Origin of the sequence: Mesorhizobium sp. M1423 (assembly GCF_040317575.1) — a bacterium.
Classification (GTDB): domain Bacteria; phylum Pseudomonadota; class Alphaproteobacteria; order Rhizobiales; family Rhizobiaceae; genus Mesorhizobium.
Map to the genome: position 1 here is coordinate 54,754 of NZ_JAMYKU010000026.1, position 14,395 is coordinate 69,148.

Consider the following 14,395-nt stretch of genomic DNA (forward strand, 5'->3'; position numbering starts at 1 on the left):
GGGATTGTGAACAGCGATGGATGCTGTCGACTGTTTGATTGCAGGCGTGTTCATTTCCAAGATGTCGCTTCCGAAATTTCGTCTAGCTGGCTTAGCGCGGCCAATGACACCGGGCGTATGGGCCAACGCGGATAGGTTTCGGGCCGGCTGCTCAGGCGTTCCGGCGCGATTCCGACCGCATTGGATACGCTCGCGCCGCAAAACCGGCCTTGGCATGCTCCCATTCCGAACCTGCCAAGCAGTCGGGTTTCGGAAGGCGATCGATCGGCGCCCAGAAAAGCCAGATCCGCTTTCGTGCGACCTTCGCAACGGCAGAAAATCGTTTGTTCAGTAGGCTCGGGGGAGTGTTCCGAGGTGAGGTTCCGCAACAAGGCCTGCAGGTAACGCGCCTTGCCTATCACGCTACTATTTTCGACCGGCATGGGATCTCCGGCCAGCAGCGCGGCGACTTTGCGCGCTGCAAATTCGCCGTCCGCCACCGCGGCATCGGCGCCCAGGACCCCGCGGCAGTCTCCGGCCCTCAGGATCGGACCGGATGCATCTTCCCTGGCTGGCGGAAGGCCGACATCGTTGGCGCGCAGGCCATCACTGACGATCAGATTATCGACCAGGAAGCTGCTGCGTGCACCGCGTTCGTCGATGACCCTGACAGACAGCCCGCCAACCTGTCTTGTCACTTGTTCCACGGCTGAACCGGTGATGTATTCGACCCGGCTCGTCAGGAGCCTCAATCCGTAGGCCAGCATCTCGGACGCAACCCTGGGCATGCACAGCAATCGAAAGCCCACCAGCGGAAATCGCCATGGATCGCCGCGTTCGAGCAGGGCAACAGGCGGCTGACCGATCGACGACAGTTGCGCCGACACCGCGAAAGGGAGCGGGCCGGTGCCTGCAACAAGGGTCCGGCCCTGCATGAAAGATCCCGTTTCCTTCAGGATCATCTGAGCGCCGCCGGCCGAAGTGACGCCGGGAAGATCCCATCCTTCGAAGGGGTGAACAGTTTCGATCGCCCCGACAGCGAGAAGCAGGGCAAGCGGCCTGACGAAAAACACCCGGCCGGCAACGCGATCCTCGAGCAGGACAAGGCCGCTGTCGTCGCTGCCGATGTAGACGGTCGAATGCCGCACTGTGACTTGGTTGGTCACGGCGGCCAGCCTAGCCGTCAGCCTCTTCCAGACACGTTGGTGGTGCCGGCGGTGAAGCGCGTGCCCGATTTCCCGATTGGCCGGCTGGCGGTGAATTGCGCCGCCCAGGCCCGCGCGTTGTTCGACCAGCAACACGCGGTGGCCGCGTTCGCCAAGGGTTACCGCGGCGGACACCCCCGCTGGTCCGCCACCGATCACAACCACCGGCGCATCAGTCATGGCGACCGCCTGTCGAAGCGGCGATGACAGGAAAAAGCACCATGCCGTCGCGGGCAAGGGTGAGGCAGGCCTCGAAAGGGGCCGCCCCCTCACAGGAGACAAGGCAACCCTGGCAGGCGCCTATGCCGCAAAAATAGCGCGCCTGCGTCGTTTCGGAGGCTGGGCCAAGATTGAGGTGCCCGGCCCGCAACAGGGAGGAAGCGACTGTCTCACCGCTGATGTAGGCGATGCGTTCTCCGCGCCACATGAAGGTCTGGGTCATGCCGCGCTCGCTTGGGCAAGCAACCTGCCGGGAGCAAGGGCGGAAATGTCAGTGCCGGCAGGCAGGCCGCGTACAAGATTGGCAATGATCTTTCCGGTCATCGGCCCGAGGCAAATTCCGTCGCCCTCGAATCCGGTGGCGATGAGAAGGTTTTGGATCGCAGGGTGAAAGCCGATGATCGGTAGGCCGTCTCGCGATGCCGTGCGAACGCCCGAAAACGTTCGGATGACGCGCCGTGCGCGAAGGCTTGGATAAAGCGCCACGGCTTCCCTGAGTATGGCCGCGATCGTTGCCGCATCCGTGCCGCGGTCGCGCCTGTTGTCTTCGCGCGTGCCGCCGATCAGGTACTGGCCGGTGACGAGCGGATCGATAACCAGGCCTATGGGTGACGGTGCCGGTTTGGCGGCGCTACGTTTGGCAGCGATGTAGCCGGCCGTCATGAGATGACCGGCAAGTGCCGATTGACCAAGGTCCCCTCGGTCCGTGATGACGAGCTGCCCCTTTCGGGGAAAGAGCGCATTTCCAAGCCTTGCAAGACTGGCTGAACCGAGGCCGGCGGCGACGATCACCACATCCGCCTCGATGTTGCCGGCCGCCGTCGCCACGCCGGTAGCTCTCGAGTCGGAAAGTAGAACGCCCGTGACGGCGAGGTTGCGGTTGGGTTTTGCGCCACTCAATGCCAGAAGCCGTTCGGTGACCTGATAGCCGAGCGCGTGTCCGTCCCTGGACACCATGACACCGCCGAATGCGCCTTCGCCAACACCCGATACCAGGGAGCGCAGACGCGACCTGTCCAGGATTGTGATCTGCTCGCCGACGGATTCCAGATCCCGTGCGTGTTCATCCAGAATATCGATCTCTTCAGGCGTCCGCCCGATAAGGAAGGTCGGTCGCGATTTGTACTGCCTGGCCAGGGTTCCTTCGGAGGCCATCTGCTCGTAGAGAGCCCGCGCCTTCTGGGCCAGAGACATCATCAGCCCCGGTTGCTTGCTGGCAACCGAGACAGCGCCATCAGAAGCACCGGTTGCGCCCGCCGACGGACCCTCGGCGTCGATGATCGTCGCGGAAATGCCCTCGCGAGCCAGGAAATAAGCAATGGAAATGCCGACAATACCCGCGCCAATAATGACTATTTTCCGCGATCGGCTGGTGGGCGGCATTTTATGGACCGTATGTCTCTTTCATATTGATGAGTGTTTTTTTAGATTTGGACCGGCAAGTCGATCCAAATAAGGATGCTGCGCTTGTCTGTTTTCTGTTAGGTCCGCGCGGCGCCCGAGGCGCCACCCCTTTCTTATAAAAAAGCGGCCAGGATAGGTGCTCAATATTGTATATCCATGCCCGGCTCGGGTTGGGACATTGAGCGCCTCTTGCTTCGGGTGCGTCGAGAGGTGGAATCTCAGGATTCGAGGAAACCGACATGATGCTGAAGGGTGGATTCACCAACTACGGCGAGGTGATCGGCGTCCTGATGCTCGACACGCGCTTCCCAAGGCCGGTTGGAGAAATCGGCAATGCGGAGTCCTATCCGTTTCCAGTGCGCTTCAAGACAGTGAAGGGAGCCTTGCCGGTAAGGATTATGGGAGATCGCCCGCAGCCCGAACTGATAGAACCATTCATCGAAGCCGCGCGGGAACTCGAGGCCGAAGGCGTCCGGGCGATTACGACAAGTTGTGGGTTCCTTGCACCCTTTCAGAGGGAATTGACCGCCGCCGTTGGCATTCCCGTGTTTACGTCGAGCCTCCTCCAGGTGCCGCTCGTCAGCCGGTTGATCGGGCCATCCAGAAAGGTCGGCATCTTCACCGAAAGGGAGCAGCACATGAACGACCATCACTTCAACGGCGCCGGATGGTCGGCCGCGGAAGTCAATGTCCATGTCCAGGGCATGAAGGCTGACGCGGTTTTTCCGAGCGTCTATATCGGCAACCGGACGGAGTCGGCTTTTGATGTGTTGCGTGCCGAGATGGAGGCGATGACGCATGCGTTTCTGGAGGAGTGCCCGGACGCCGGCGCCATCGTCCTCGAATGCACCAATATGTGTCCGTTCAGTTCCTTCATTGCACGAATTTCCGGTTTGCCGGTGTTCGACATCAACACATTGATAAATCTATTTTGTAGCACCTCCACTGCTCGCCCGCAAAACCATCAGAGGCGGTACGGGAAATTTGCGCCGCAGTACGTTTGCTGTTGATCGTGCGGTCCGAGGAGAAGGCCGAGTGGAAATAAAGCCTTTAGCCGCTCGCTGATCACCGAGTTCTGTCGAACCGGGAAGGCAGGACTAAGCGGATGAAGTCAGGTGCGTTTTGGGACGCTCAAGGTCACGTTGTGGCGATCGAACGCGATTCAATAGAGCGCGAGTGCTAATGCAGCTATCCGGTTTCGGGGAGACCATAGGCACCGCCCATTCGGTCGGCTGTGAAAGCGCGTCGCAATGCAAGTGAAAAAAACTACCTGCCAATCAAAGCAGACATTTCTGGACTGTTTGTCGACCGAGGCGGAGTTTGGCACGACGCTCAAACTCAGCCGGGACCGAAATGGCCTTACCGTCCGATCCAGATCACGACGCCCGCGAAACACTTCGACTGATCGGCCCCGATCCGCAAAACTGGGTGCCGGACCGGGAGGGCGTCGACCACAATGTCTTCATCGTTGGCGGTGGGCAGACGGGGGCGACCTTTGCCTTCGCGTTGAGGCGTGCCGGCATCGGCAAGGTTACTGTCGTCGACGCGGCACCGGATGAAAGCAAGGCCGGCATCTGGCTTACTCATGCACGGATGAACCGGCTGCGAACGCCAAAGGGCTTGCCGGGGCCGGAACTCGGCTTGCCGGGCTTGAGCTTTCAGTCCTGGTACGAAGCCCGCCACGGTGCGGAAGCCTATGCCGGTTTCGACCGCATCGTACGGACGGATTGGGCGAACTACCTGAAATGGTATCGCGACTTTCTCGGCATCGGCATTCGTTACGGCACGCGTCTCCTTCGCATCGAGCCGGCTGATGGGCATTTTCGCCTCCACCTCGAAGCCGGCGGCAGGCCATCGGTCGAAACGGCGCGCAAGATCATCCTGGCCAATGGCTTTGGCGGCAGCGGCGGTGCGGTGATACCGGATGTGCTCGCCACCCTGCCTCCTGGCTTCGTTGCGCATAGCTCGGCGGCAATCGACTTCGCCTCCCTCAAGGACAAGGCGATCGCTGTCGTCGGATCGGCGGCTTCGGCATTCGATGCGGCCGGAGCCGCCCTTGAGGCCGGCGCGAAATCGGTGCGTCTCTTCGCCCGCCGCAACAGCATCGCCAGCGTGCCGATCAACCGCGTTCGCGGCTATCCCGGCGCCTATGACAATTATCCGCGCTTGCCGGATGCGGTGCGCTGGCGCCAGGCACTTCGGTTTCGCGATGCCGGTTCCACGCCACCGCCCGATGCCGTGGCACGGGTGGTGCAGCACAAGAATTTCCATCTGCATCTCGGAGCCCCCTGGACAAATGCGGATGTCGAAGGCGGCAAGGTCGTCACCGATATCGCGGGTGAGACATTTTCCTTCGACTTCGTCATCGCTGGCACCGGCTATTTCGCCGACCCAACGCGCAAACCTGAATTTACCGATTTCGCCGCCTTCATCCGGCTGTGGCGCGACCAGTACGTGCCACCGGAAGGCGAGACCGATGAATTTTTCGGCTCCCATCCCTATCTCGGCCTCGGCCACGAATTCCTCGAGAAGGCGCCGGGCGAGGCGCCTTTCCTGAGGAATATCCATGTCTTCAATCCAGGCGGCTTCGTCAGTTTTGGCCTGCCGATCGGCGATGTGCCGTCGATCAGGCGCGATGTGCCGGCCGTTGTCGCCCGCATCAGCCGTGATCTCTTCTTCGCCGATCTCGACAACCATGAGAGCCGCATAACCGGAAGCCATCCGGCCGAATTCGGCGAGGAGGCCTATGCCGCTGCCGTCTGGCGGCCGGCGCAGACCATCGCGGCGGAATAGACGCATTTCCATGGACAAACGCCGATGACCTTCAGCCCTGACCTCTCCGACCCGTTCGTCGCCACGGCGGTCGAACTACGCGATATCTTCGACCGGGATGCCGTGGCGCGCGACAAGGCCGGCGGACGGCCGGTCGAGCAAATCCGCCTGCTGAAGGAGAGCGGCCTGCCGTCGGCGCAGATTCCCAAGCGCTATGGCGGCAAGGGCGCATCCTGGCTGTCGGTGCTTCGCGTGGTGCGCGTATTCGCCCGCACCGACGGCTCGCTGGCCCACCTCTATGGCTATCATCATCTGCCGCTCAACGGTGTGCTGTTTCGCGGCACGCAGGCGCAGAAGGACCGGCTGCTGACAAGCTCGGCCCGCGAGAACTGGGTCTGGGGCAATTCCGGCAACGCCATGTCGAAGACCTCGACGGCCAGGCGCAACGGCAAGGGCTGGATCCTGAGTGGCTTCAGGCCGTTCTCTTCCGGTTCGCATATCGCCGACTACATCCAGATTGCCTGGGAGGACGGTCAGGACCGGCTGGCGGCAGCGATCCCGGCTGATCGCGAAGGCATCGTCATCGAGGATGACTGGGATGGCGTCGGCCAGCGGCAGACCGGCAGCGGCAAGGTGACGTTCAAGGAAGTGCATGTCGGTGACGACGAGCTGATTGGCTCGCCCGCCGTGCCTCTGACGCCGTTCCAGACGCTGACGTCACTCTTCCAGCAGGCGGTGCTGCTCAACCTGTTCGTCGGCAGCGCGCAGGGAGCGCTGAGCGAAGGCCGCGACTACACGGTCTCGCAATCGCGCCCCTGGGTCTATTCAGGCTATGAGAATCATACCGACGATCCGTTTGTGCAACGCAAATATGGCGACCTCTATATCCGCACGCTCGCTGCGGCCGAACTCGCCGATGTGGCGGCACGCAACCTCGATGCCGCCTATATCAAGGGCGAGGCCTTGACCCTGGAGCAGCGCGGGCAGACGGCGATCGATCTCGCCACCGCCAATGTCTATGCCGGGCAAATCGGCCTCGACGCGTCGAGCGAGGTCTTCGAGGTGATGGGTGCCCGCTCGGCGACCAAGGCCAACGGCTATGACAGGTTCTGGCGCAACGTGCGCACGCACACGCTGCACAATCCGGCCGAATACAAGAAACGCACCATCGGCACTTGGTTGCTTACCGGCGAATACCCGGTCGGCGGATTGTATCGCTGAGGAGGCGCGGAAAATGGCCAGGCGCAAGGACAAGCTCAAGCTTGGAGCATTTCTTCTCTTCACCGGCCACCATGTCGCAGCCTGGCGCCACCAGGAGGCAGGAGAGGGGACCAGCCTCGGCGACTATGTCGAACTTGCCAGGTTGGCGGAAGCAGCCAAATTCGACGCCATCTTCTTTGCCGATGGCGTCGCGGCGCGGCTGAGCAATCTCGAGGCGGCCAGCCGCAAGGCGCATAGCGGCGTCTATCCGTTCGAGCCGATCACGCTCCTGTCGGCGCTGTCGGCGGTGACCAGGAACATCGGCCTCATCGCCACCGCTTCGACCAGCTATTCCGATCCCTACAATCTGGCCCGCCAGTTCGCATCGCTCGACCATCTGAGCGGCGGGCGCGCAGGCTGGAATCTGGTCACCTCGTCCGATCCGGACGCGGCGTTCAATTTCGGCCACGACACGCATATCCAGCACGGCGACCGCTACGACCGGGCCAAGGAATTCGCCGATGTCGTGCTCGGCCTGTGGGACAGCTGGGAGGATGACGCCTTCCCGCGCGACAGGGAGAGCGGCCGCTATTTCGACAAGGACAAACTGCATGTGCTGAACCACAAGGGCCAGCACTTCAAGGTGCGTGGTCCGCTGAACACGCCGCGAACGCCGCAAGGCCATCCCGTCGTCGTCCAGGCCGGCGCCTCCGGCCCCGGCAAGGAACTGGCGGCGCGCACCGCGGAAGCGATCTTCGCCGCGCAGATCACGCTCGACGAAGCAACCGCCTTCTATGCCGACGTCAAGGGCAGGCTCGGCAAATATGGCCGCTCGGAGGATGATCTGAAGGTCCTGCCTGGCATCTTCCCGGTCATCGGCCGCACCGAAGCCGAGGCGCAGGAGAAGTTCGAACAGCTGCAGGACCTCATCCAGCCGGAAGTCGGCCTCGGTCTGGTCTCGGCGCTGGCCGGCGGCTTCGACCTCAGCTCCTACCCGCTCGACGGGCCCGTGCCTGACTTGCCGGAGACCAATGCCGGCAAGAGCCGGCAGGCGCTGGTGATCGATCTGGCGCGGCGCGAGAAACTGACGATCCGGCAGCTCTATCTGCGCATCGCCGGCGCCCGCGGCCATTGGCAGGTGGTTGGCACGCCGCAACAGATCGCCGACACCATGGAAGAGCGGTTCGAGAATTACGGCGCCGACGGCTTCAACATCATGGCGCCGATCATGCCCGGCGGCTTGAAGGATTTCATCGAGCTGGTCGTGCCGGAACTTCGCCGCCGCGGGTTGTTCCGTGATGAGTATGAGGGCAGCACCTTGCGCGACAATCTCGGCCTGAAGCGGCCGGCAAACCGTTTCTCGCGGCATGCCGCGGCGGCCGCGGAATAGGCCGGCAATGGCGCGCGACACGCTCTTTCTCATCCAGCCGGGCTTCTCCGATCCAAAGCACCCGGGCCGGACGTTCGTCTGTCCCTATTGCAACCAGGTCGAAGGGCTGCTCGCTGCCTTTCCCGATCTCGCCAGCAGACTGGACGTCGAACGCGTCCCGTTCGCGAGGCCGAGGAGCAAGGTGATCGACGCACTCGGCGAACGGCACCAGTCGCTGCCGGTGCTGATCATCGGCAGCGATCCGCCCGCCGGCCTTCCGACGGCCAAGGGCAAGGTCTTCGCCGATGATACCAGGCGCATTCTTGCGCTGCTGGCCGAGCGCCACGGCTTCCCGCATCTGCATGAGTGACCCAATGACCTTCGATCCCGATACCTCCAATCCATGGATCGCCAAGGCGGTCGAGCTGCGCGACATCTTTGCCCGTGACGCGGTCGAGCGCGACCAGCTTGGCGGCAGGCCCACCGAACAGATCCGCCTGCTCAAGGAAAGCGGCCTGCTCACCATCGTCATTCCCAAGGAATTCGGCGGCGCAGGCGAACCCTATTCGACGGCACTGAAGATCGGCCGCGAGTTCGCCAAGGTCGATGGCTCGATCGGCCATATCTACGGCTACCATTTCAGCGCATTGAGCGCCGCCAGGCTCAGCTCGGACGAACCGCGTTCGGCCGATCTGCTGCGACGTTCGGCTGCCGGCGACTGGTTCTGGGGCAATACGGGCAACAGTTTTTCGAAAACGTTGTTCGGCCGCAAGGACGGCGAGTGGACGATCGTCAACGGCTTCAAACCCTTTGCCTCGGGCTCCCATGTCGCCGACTATCTTTCGACTTCGTGGGAAGACGAGGTCAGCGGCGAGAGGAAGTTTGCAGCCATCCCCGCGGATCGCGACGGCATCACCATTCTCGACGACTGGGACGGCATCGGCCAGACGCAGACCGGCAGTGGCAAGGTCGCCTACAAGGACGTCAGGATCCATGACAGCGAGCTGGTGCGCGGTTGGGTCGACGCGTCGCTGCCGATCCGCACCATCGGCCCGCTGCAGCAGCAAAGTGTACTGCTCAATGTCTTCATCGGCACGGCCCAGGGCGCGCTGCTGGCGGCACGAGACTACACGCTCAACAGTTCGCGGCCGTGGATGTATTCCGGCGTCGAGCGCCATATCGACGATCCGTGGATCAAGCGGCAGTATGGCGAACTCTGGGTCAAGACGCGGGCGGCGACAGTGCTGGCCGATCGCGCGGCGGTGGCGATCGATCATGCGATCGCCCGCGGCAAGGCACTGACCGAGGAAGAGCGCGGCGAGGCGGCGGTTGCCGTCGCCGCGGCCAACGTGCTGGCCGGCGATGTCGCGCTCGAAGTGACGACCGAAATCTTCGAGGTGATGGGCGCCCGCTCGGCGGTGCGCAAATACGGCTTCGACCGGTTCTGGCGCAACGCCCGCATTCACACCTTGCACAACCCTGCCGAATACAAGACCCGCACAGTCGGCACCTGGTACCTGACCGGCGCCTATCCCGAGCCCGGCGTCTTTCGATGAGCGGCCGGCAGCTCCATCTCAACGTCAACATCCTGCATGCCGGCTTCTCGCCGGCCGCCTGGCGGATGGACGGCGTCGACCCCTATGCCGCGTTCACCGTCGACCACTATGTGCAGGTTGGGAAGATCGCCGAACGCGCCAAGCTCGACGCCGTATTCCTTGCCGACCAGGCGGCAATCTCGGATCGCATCGACTATCGGCCGATCACATCGCTGGAGCCGACCATCGTGCTGGCGACGGTAGCCGCCGCAACAGAGCGCATCGGGCTGATCGCCACCGCTTCAACCAGCTTCAACGAGCCGTACAACATCGCCAGACGCTTCGCGACCCTCGACCATGTCAGCGGCGGGCGCATCGGCTGGAACATCGTGACCACGGCCGACCCCGCCTCGGCCCGCAATTTCGGCCTCACCGGCGCCATCGATCATGGCCGGCGCTACGAACGGGCAGCGGAATTCGCTGACATCGTCAAGGCATTGTGGGACAGCTGGGAGGACGATGCCTTTATCGGCGACGTCGCCAGCGGGCGTTTCGTCGATGCCGCCAAGGTTCACGCCATCGAGCACAAGGGCACACATTTTTCGGTGCATGGGCCGCACAATGTGCCGCGTTCGCCGCAAGGACATCCGGTGGTCATCCAGGCCGGCGGTTCGGATGACGGCAAGGACCTCGCCGCCCGCCACGCCGAAGCCGTCTTCTCGGCCTCTCAATCCCTCGAAGAAGCGCTTTCCTATGCACAAGAGCTGAAGACACGCGCCCAGATTTACGGCCGCACCGGCGGCGTGCCGCTCAACCTCGCCGGCCTAGCCACCATCATCGGCAGCACCGAGGCCGAAGCGGAGCGGCGGCAAGAAGAGCTCTGGGACCGCATCCCGCTCGACTACAGCCTTGGGCGGCTGTCCGGCGTGCTTGGCATCGACCGCGAGCGGTTGAAGCTGGACGAAAAATTACCTGATGCCATCCCGCTGCCGTCCAATGGCGGGCACACGTTTTTCCGCGCGACGCTGGCGCTCGCCCGCAATAACGATTTCACCGTTCGCCAACTGATCCGGGCGCTGAACGGCAGCACCGGCCACCGCACCATCGTCGGCACGCCGGAGCAGATCGCCGACGATATCGAACGATGGTTTGTTGCCGGCGCCGCCGACGGTTTCAACCTGATGCCGGACGTGCTGCCGACCGGACTGGAGGTTTTTGTCGATACGGTAGTGCCGATCCTGCGCCGGCGTGGCCTGTTCCGCACCGAATATGAAGGGCGCACGCTGCGCGACCATCTCGGCCTTATCAGGCCCGAAAGCCGTTTCGCACCGCAGCCGCACAAGGCGCCAGCGCTGCATGAGGCCACCCATTGAATGATCATCAAAATACAACGGAGCGGAAGGCCCTGCCACTGACCTCCATGCCCGGCCAAAATACAGGCCCGACAATGAGCGCTGATACCGAATTTCTTTGGTACATCCCGAACCAGGTCGATCCCGGTCACCGCGGCGAGCCGGCCGTCGAGGACCACAACAGCCTGGAGACGCTGACCAGCCACGCGAAGGCGCTTGAGGAACACGGCTGGAAGGGCGCGCTGATCGGTACCGGCTGGGGTCGGCCCGACACGTTTACTGTCGCGGCCTCGCTCGCCGCGCGGACCACCTCCTTCGAGCCGCTCATCGCGATCCGCCCGGGTTACTGGCGGCCGGCGCACTTCGCATCCGCCGTAGCCACGCTCGATCAGCTGACCGCTGGTCGCGTTCGTATCAACATAGTGTCGGGCAAGGACAACCTCGCTGCGTATGGCGACAGCGAAGGTGACCAGAACCATCGCTATGCCCGCACCCGAGAATTCATGCGGCTGGTTCGCAGACTTTGGACTGAAGAGAAGGTGACCTTTGCGGGCGAGCACTTCCAGGTCACTGGTTCTACCGTGATGCCCCGCATCCATGTCCGTGGCGATCGGCGCCATCCCAAGCTCTACTTCGGCGGCGCGTCGGAGGCGGCCGAGCTTGTGTCGGCCAGCGAGGCGGATGTCCAGCTCTTCTGGGGAGAGCCGCTCGACGGCGTCCGGGAGCGGATTGAGCGGCTCAAAGCCTTGAGCAGGGAACTTGACCGAGACCTCCCGCCTCTGGAATTCGGGTTGCGGGTCACCACGCTGGTCCGGGACACCGCTGGGCAGGCCTGGGCGGACGCAGAGGCGAAGGTCGACGAGATGGCCAAGGGCCAGGGCGCCGGCTGGAACGATCACGGTCGGGCGGTAGCGGTGGGCCAGCAGCGTCTGCTCGATCTGCACGCGCGCGGCGAGGTGCTGGACGACAACCTCTATACGGCGCCGGGCAAGTACGGCGGCGGCGGCGCCGGCACCACCTGGCTGGTCGGCTCGGCCGCCGACGTCGCCCGCTCGCTCGGCAGGTACCGGGATCTCGGCATCACGCACTTCGTGCTCTCGGACACACCGTATCTTTCCGAGATCAAGCGGCAAGGCGATCAGTTGCTTCCGCTATTGCGCAATGGGGCCTAAGCCGCGTTTCTTGAATGACCTGGGGTCGTCAGAACACCGAATAAGCCAGATTGCCACGTAGGGAAGACGATGTCACAACCGGCCACCTTCAGCATCCGCCCTTCCGACGCCGACCTGCGTGGTGAAGCGGCGCTACGGCGGCGTTATCGAGCGCCGCAAAGCGCGCATACCGGAAACTGGAACGAAGCCCTCGAGGCGATCCTTTCGCATCGCTCGGTCCGCAACTATCTGGCCAGGCCGCTGCCTGAAGGTACGCTGGAACTGATCGTCGCTGCCGCCCAGTCGGCGCCGACTTCTTCCAATCTCCAGGCGTGGAGTGTCGTCGCCGTCGAGGATCCGGCGCGCAAGGCGCGGCTTGCCGGACTGGCGGCGATCAATCGCCATATCGAGCAGGCGCCGCTGCTGCTGGTCTGGCTGGCCGACCTGTCGCGGCTGCGTACCATTGCCAAGGCAAATGGCCGGGCGGGCGAGGGGCTCGACCATCAGGAGAGTTTTCTGCTGGCCGTGATAGACGCCGCACTTGCAGCACAAAATGCCGTGGTGGCGATCGATGCGCTCGGGCTCGGCTCCTGCTACATCGGCGCCATGCGCAATCATCCGCAGGAGGTGGCGCGCGAACTCGGCCTGCCGCCGGAAACCGTCGCGGTGTTCGGCTTGACCGTCGGCTATCCCGATCTCCTGGCCGCGACTGACATCAAGCCCAGACTGCCACAGACTGTGGTGCTTCATCGCGAGCGATATCAGGCAGGCCTCGATCCGGGCGATCTTGCAGCCTACAACCAGACTCTTCGGACCTTTCAGCAGGAGCAGTCGATGCCTGAGGTCGACTGGACCGAGCTGATGTCGAACCGCATCGGCAGCACAGCGGCGCTGAAAGGCCGTGATCGCCTGGGCGAAGTGCTCAAAGCGCTGGGCTTCAAGCTAAAATAGGCGGGCGCGCCTGCTCGCGAGACCGAGGTGAGATTATTCCGCAGCGACGATGGCGATGCGGGCCGGCAGCGGCACTGGCGGTGTGAAGTCGAGGGCCCCAAGCCGCCGCGCCTCGGCCTTCAGCCAACCATGGAAGCGCTCGACCGTCGCCAGCTTCGCCTTGTGCGGCGTCGTCGCAAAATAATAGGAAAACTCGACCGGCTGCGGCGAGCCGAATGGACTGACTAGATGCCCCGCGGCGAGGTCAGGCTCGGCCAGCCGGAATTTGCCGAGACCGATGCCCTTGCCAGCAGCAGCGGCGTCGAGCACCAGTGACGACTGGCTAAGCCGTATACCGCCCTCGACAAGGCGGCCGGACAGGCCGTTGGATCTCAGCCAGCCCTTCCAGTCCGGGCAGCTCGGATCGCGCTCCGGACCGTCCTCATGCAGGATCGGTGCGTCGCGCAACCCCTCCGGCCCGCGATAGAGACCGTGCGTGCGAGCAAATTCCGGGCTGCAGACGGGCAGCACCGCTTCTGAAAACAGCCGTTCCGTGACGAGACCGCTATAGGCGCCCGACCCGTAGCGGATGACGCAGTCGACGTCTTCGCTGGCAAAGTCGGCAAGCCTGGTCGATGCGTCGACCAGCACTTCGAGGCCGGGCACCGCATCGCGCAGTGCGTCGAGGCGCGGGATCAGCCATTTGCTGGCGAAGGAGGGCGCGACCGACACCTTGATCGGCGCATCCTCTTCGCCGCCGGAAATCCGCGCGACCGACTCGACAACGACGTCGAAAGCCTCGGTGAGACCGGGCATCAGCGCCTGGCCGGCCGAGGTCAGCAGAAGCTCGCCGCGGTTGCGGTGGAACAATGGCTGACCGAGATGATCCTCGAGCAGGCGGATCTGCTGGCCGATCGCGGCAGGGGTGACATGGAGCTCTTCGGCCGCCCGCGTAAAGCTCAAATGGCGGGCGGTTGCGACAAAAGCGCGAAGCGACGTCAGCGGCGGAAGTCTCGCCAGCGTCGGCCGCAGCTTCCTTGATTTTGCGCGAATGAGATCGACCATGAGGCGCATTCAACACGTTCATGCCAGGCGCGACGAGGGCAGGCTTTGCGCCAAAGCGCCCGGCGGAAAATTTCGTTTGCCGCAGCGTCGCGCCAGCGGGAACGGAAATCTAAAAAATCATAATGTCTACTATTATTGTAGAAATAAGGTCGGAGCGCTGATTTGCCGTCGACCGGCTTGGCCTGATCCTGGGCCGGTCCTGGAATGAAACGAT

13 protein-coding genes are annotated in these 14,395 nt (G+C 63.3%); 9 read left to right on the top strand and 4 right to left on the bottom strand.

The genetic code is table 11. The annotated features are described in order from the left end of the window. Positions 1-50: 50 nt before the first annotated feature. Genes NKG95_RS26730 through NKG95_RS26740 form a run of 3 tightly spaced genes read right to left on the bottom strand, consistent with a single transcriptional unit; the run spans position 51 to position 2,786 of the window. Complete coding sequence (locus tag NKG95_RS26730; RefSeq protein WP_352565027.1) at positions 51-1,364, bottom strand: FAD-dependent oxidoreductase; 1,314 nt, start codon at positions 1,362-1,364, stop codon at positions 51-53. Further along, on the bottom strand, positions 1,357-1,626 hold the full coding sequence (locus tag NKG95_RS26735) for a 2Fe-2S iron-sulfur cluster-binding protein (protein ID WP_352565029.1): 270 nt from the start codon (positions 1,624-1,626) through the stop codon (positions 1,357-1,359). Before NKG95_RS26735 ends, NKG95_RS26730 begins: the two co-directional genes overlap by 8 nt. Next, positions 1,623-2,786, bottom strand: a complete 1,164-nt coding sequence (locus tag NKG95_RS26740) for an NAD(P)/FAD-dependent oxidoreductase (RefSeq protein ID WP_352845666.1) — start codon at positions 2,784-2,786, stop codon at positions 1,623-1,625. Before NKG95_RS26740 ends, NKG95_RS26735 begins: the two co-directional genes overlap by 4 nt. Positions 2,787-3,046: 260 nt before the next feature. Here NKG95_RS26740 and NKG95_RS26745 point away from each other — a divergent pair, with 260 nt between their 5' ends. From NKG95_RS26745 to NKG95_RS26785, 9 genes are all read left to right on the top strand, one after another. Next, positions 3,047-3,817, top strand: a complete 771-nt coding sequence (locus NKG95_RS26745) for an aspartate/glutamate racemase family protein (RefSeq protein WP_353042978.1) — start codon at positions 3,047-3,049, stop codon at positions 3,815-3,817. A gap of 343 nt (positions 3,818-4,160) precedes the next feature. Then, positions 4,161-5,600 carry an NAD(P)-binding domain-containing protein gene (locus NKG95_RS26750; protein WP_353042979.1) on the top strand — a complete coding sequence of 480 codons (1,440 nt, stop codon included), beginning with the start codon at positions 4,161-4,163 and terminating at the stop codon, positions 5,598-5,600. Positions 5,601-5,624: 24 nt separating this feature from the next. Then, a complete protein-coding gene (locus NKG95_RS26755; RefSeq protein ID WP_353042980.1) occupies positions 5,625-6,800 on the top strand; it encodes an acyl-CoA dehydrogenase family protein in 1,176 nt (391 codons plus the stop codon). 13 nt (positions 6,801-6,813) lie between these two features. Then, positions 6,814-8,169 carry an LLM class flavin-dependent oxidoreductase gene (locus NKG95_RS26760; protein ID WP_353042981.1) on the top strand — a complete coding sequence of 452 codons (1,356 nt, stop codon included), beginning with the start codon at positions 6,814-6,816 and terminating at the stop codon, positions 8,167-8,169. Positions 8,170-8,176: 7 nt separating this feature from the next. Next, positions 8,177-8,518: a DUF3088 domain-containing protein gene (locus NKG95_RS26765; RefSeq protein WP_353042982.1), complete on the top strand. Its 342-nt coding sequence runs from the start codon at positions 8,177-8,179 to the stop codon at positions 8,516-8,518. A gap of 4 nt (positions 8,519-8,522) precedes the next feature. Continuing rightward, positions 8,523-9,704, top strand: coding sequence for an acyl-CoA dehydrogenase family protein (locus tag NKG95_RS26770; protein ID WP_353042983.1), 1,182 nt, complete (start codon positions 8,523-8,525; stop codon positions 9,702-9,704). Continuing rightward, a complete protein-coding gene (locus NKG95_RS26775; RefSeq protein WP_353042984.1) occupies positions 9,701-11,056 on the top strand; it encodes an LLM class flavin-dependent oxidoreductase in 1,356 nt (451 codons plus the stop codon). The genes NKG95_RS26770 and NKG95_RS26775 overlap by 4 nt, the downstream gene beginning before the upstream one ends. Positions 11,057-11,130: 74 nt before the next feature. Beyond that, positions 11,131-12,207, top strand: coding sequence for an LLM class flavin-dependent oxidoreductase (locus NKG95_RS26780; RefSeq protein ID WP_353042985.1), 1,077 nt, complete (start codon positions 11,131-11,133; stop codon positions 12,205-12,207). A gap of 69 nt (positions 12,208-12,276) precedes the next feature. Continuing rightward, positions 12,277-13,137 carry an NADPH-dependent oxidoreductase gene (locus tag NKG95_RS26785; RefSeq protein ID WP_353042986.1) on the top strand — a complete coding sequence of 287 codons (861 nt, stop codon included), beginning with the start codon at positions 12,277-12,279 and terminating at the stop codon, positions 13,135-13,137. A gap of 33 nt (positions 13,138-13,170) precedes the next feature. Here the strand turns inward: NKG95_RS26785 and gcvA are convergent, their stop codons facing one another. Beyond that, a complete protein-coding gene (gene gcvA / locus NKG95_RS26790; protein ID WP_502913988.1) occupies positions 13,171-14,181 on the bottom strand; it encodes a transcriptional regulator GcvA in 1,011 nt (336 codons plus the stop codon). Positions 14,182-14,395: the final 214 nt, after the last annotated feature.